Origin of the sequence: Psychrobacter proteolyticus (assembly GCF_038155145.1) — a bacterium.
GTDB lineage: Bacteria > Pseudomonadota > Gammaproteobacteria > Pseudomonadales > Moraxellaceae > Psychrobacter > Psychrobacter proteolyticus_B.
Window position 1 is genome coordinate 1 of the sequence record NZ_JBAKAY010000015.1, and the last position, 3,681, is coordinate 3,681.

At 34.4% G+C, this 3,681-nt stretch carries 3 protein-coding genes; all 3 read left to right on the forward strand.

Features of this window, described 5'->3' with window-relative positions:
- Nucleotides 1-994: 994 nt before the first annotated feature.
- Nucleotides 995-1,915 (forward strand): replication initiation protein RepM, encoded by a 921-nt coding sequence (repM, locus tag V6252_RS12810; protein ID WP_341610704.1) that lies wholly within the window; start codon nucleotides 995-997, stop codon nucleotides 1,913-1,915.
- Between the two features lie 216 nt (nucleotides 1,916-2,131).
- Entirely contained in the window at nucleotides 2,132-2,782 is a 651-nt protein-coding gene (locus tag V6252_RS12815; RefSeq protein WP_341610705.1) for a YagK/YfjJ domain-containing protein, read from the forward strand.
- 299 nt (nucleotides 2,783-3,081) lie between these two features.
- Nucleotides 3,082-3,672, forward strand: a complete 591-nt coding sequence (locus V6252_RS12820) for a recombinase family protein (protein ID WP_341610706.1) — start codon at nucleotides 3,082-3,084, stop codon at nucleotides 3,670-3,672.
- The last annotated feature ends 9 nt before the right edge of the window (nucleotides 3,673-3,681 follow it).

A 3,681-nucleotide genomic window follows, 5' to 3' on the forward strand; every position in this document is an offset into this window, starting at 1 on the left:
TGGTGTTGGTGTGGCTACGGTTTATCGAGTATTAAAAGAGAGCTAGTAGCTCAGATATTTTAAATAAATACCCCTATCCTTTTATTAGCCTTGATGGATTGTGTTAAGCATAAGAACAGCTAGAGACTGGATTTTATGTTGGGCTAACTGTGTAAATGCTCGTAACATCACGATGTGAAATATATAGGGTACTAAGGTATAAGGTATCCTTGCCTATAAAACCCTTATCTAATAAGGCTTTCAGGGTAGTTAGGTACTACTACTATGGTAAGTAATGACGATACTTATTAAAAGGTTAATAGGCTAGTAAACATAAGGCTTACAACGATATATCAATACGATAAGTTAGACATATTAGAAATATAGAGAGCACTATTTTATATCTGAATAATCATATTTATCTTATCTATTGCCTGAGAGCTACGTAGAGCCTCTAAATAGCGTTCTAATATAATTCAGCTACCATTGCATAGGAAATGTTAAACAAGGCTATCCTGAGCCATTCTATAGCTCTTACGTAAGGGTTTATTACCTTATAAGCAATGACATGACATCTAGATAAGCAGCTAAGAGTAATTACTTAAATTTTATAACTCTGAAACAGTAATTCTTAATTTCTATACCTACACTAAATCCTACTCCTGCAACCATTGATAGTAAAAATACTATAAACACTATATCTATAAGTTCAATACCCATAATTCTCATCTATAAATTCCTTATTTATTACTTCAAAAATATAAGATTCTGTGCTTTTAAGTATTTAAGAGCTTTTAAACAGCTTTTACGTTCTCTGTACCTATTGGTATTAAAAGGATGTAGCATAGCATTGAATACGTTTGTCTAGGCTATTGAATACGTTTGTCTAGGTAAAATAGTATATTTAGCTAGGGCATTGAATACGTTTGTCTAGGTAATAGATACGTAGTTTAAATATGTATTCAAAGGGTGTACTATCAGGTATTGATTAATACGGTTTATCTGAGGTATACCAATGTCAGAATTAGTGGTGAAGGACAACGGGTTGATTAACGCCAGCTACTCATTAGGACTAGCTGAACAGCGTCTAATACTCTTAGCAATAGTAGAAGCTAGGCGTTCAGGGAAAGGATTAGCAGAAGGTAGTTTGCTGACTGTCCATGCTAAAGATTACGCTAAACAATATAACACTGACATAGATACAGCCTATCAGGTACTTAAAGATGCTGCAGATGCTTTAATGACTAAGCTTATAAGGTATAAAGCTAAAAGCCCTATGACAGGAAGGTTGATAGAATTCAAAGAGCCATGGGCTAACAAGAGTGCCTATGAACCTGATTTAGGTTACGTCTACATAAGGTTTTCTGATGTGGTAGTACCTTTAATCACTAGATTAGAAAGTCAATTTACGAGCTATAAGATTGATAACGTGTCTAACTTAACGAGTGGTTACGCTATCAGGTTATATGAAACGATATGTTCATGGCGTGAAGTAGGCAAGACACCTAAGTATCAGCTTGAGGATATAAGAGGTAAGTTAGGCGTAGAACCTGAGCAATATAATACTATGTCTAACTTTAAGGCTAGGGTATTAAAAACGGCTATAAAACAGGTTAATGAGCATACGGACTTAACCGTACAATACGAGCAGCATAAGACAGCAAATAAGATAACAGCTATATCATTTAGTTTTAAACATAAGAAGTCAGATGAGCAATCTACTAATGATGATAGCTATATCAAGATGACAGATAGCCAAATTAAGCTATTCAGTAGCAAGTTGGCATTATTGAACGAGTTAGGTAGCAACGCACCTATAGGAGCTAGTGTAAGTGATTACGCTGAGATTATAGCTAATGAGCTAAGAGATACTAGAAAGCAAGAGAGGTATCATAAATACTTAAGCAAGGTGGGCTATCAGCAACCAAAAAAGTAATTATTATGATAGATTGCTAATGTAACAGTTGTCATGCCATTTTCTAATGTAATATAGCTAGTAAGCCTATGTCTGCTATGGTTTAAATAAATTTTAATTTGGTGGGTTTTTAATATTATCCTTACTGATAATGTAAATATATTTATAGTAATGATACTCTAGCATGACGTTGGTCATTAGAACATTCAGTAAGGTCTTTTAAGGGTTATTAGTAATATGCGTAAGTTAACGAATGATAGAACAATAACAATAGAAGGGTTAGAGTTACCAATACTCACTCATGATGGTAAGTACAATTGCTTCGTAGAACCTTTACCTAAAATAAAACGTGAGTTAGACGCTATGCTATCTCATCACCGTAAAGTATTTGTATTTAGGATTGATATCAGAATTGAGAGATACACTGCTGATAATGAAGTTATGACTAAGTTCTTAAGAAGTTTTATCCCATGGTTAAAGAGAAGGTATCAATTAAAGCGTGTGGGTTATGTTTGGTGTAGAGAAGTTGAGACATCAAAGAAGCAACACTATCATTTAGTATTTATGATTGATGGCACTGCTGTTAAGACCATGAAAACGATTACTGATAAAGCAATAGATATTGCATCTATACAAGATTTATCACCTTGGATTCCAAAGAGTCCATCATATTTGATTGAACGTAAGCACTTAGAGCAAGGCAATTATACCAAGTACAAGGAAGCATTCCGTAGAGCCTCATACATAGCAAAAGAACGTGGCAAGAAGGTTAAAGGTGAGAGCGTTAATAGTTTTCAAACTAGTCGTGTTGAACCAAGATTAAATGAGCATGGTGAGGTATTTAAGGCTGGTGATGATTATAGTAAGCGTATGAGAGAGGTAGTCTAGTAATCGGATAGGAAGACTCAAAAAAATAAGCAAATCACACATAAGCTTTTCTTTATTAATTTTATTTATATCCTTTTCTTTATTACTTCCCAAATACTGACCTACATAGTCCCAATATTTGTGATTCATATGGTCAAAATCTGGGATTCATTTCTGATGACTTATCTATCATTAAGACTATACCTTAACAGTAAAATAATTAAATGATAATTCATCTATCATTAGAGTTGTTTTATATATTAAATGATAGTATTATTAATGGACATTAAAAATTAAGTCTAAATGATAAGGTAATACCCATGACAGTAAGAATATATGTGAGAGCGAGTACTAAGGAACAGAAAGCGGAAAGAGCCTTATCTGATTTGATTGGCTTTAGCAAAAGCTATGACGATAATTATTCTGAGTATATTGAGAATTACAGTGGAACTAAGCTAAACAGACCAGCTCTCACTAAGTTACTTGATGACGCCCAGCAAGACGATATTCTATTAGTAGAAAGTGTAGATAGACTTAGCCGACTATCACAAGGTGACTTTGCAATCCTAAAGCAACGTATCAAAGATAAGGGATTAAGACTAGTGGTTTCAGACCTACCTACTACTCATACGGTTAGTGATGGTATGACTGGTGAAATCCTAAACGTAGTAAACAATATGCTCATTGATTTACTAGCTACAATGGCTAAATTGGATAATGACAAGCGTAGAGAACGTATTAAACAAGGGTTGGCTAACAGTGGCTATAAGCCATCAGGTAAGACGGCTAATACAGAAAAACATAAACGTATTAGAGAGCTGGCGAGTCAAAACAATATGACAAAAGATGAAATCGCTAAGGCCGTTGGTGTTGGTGTGGCTACGGTTTATCGAGTATTAAAAGAGAGCTAGTAGCTCAGA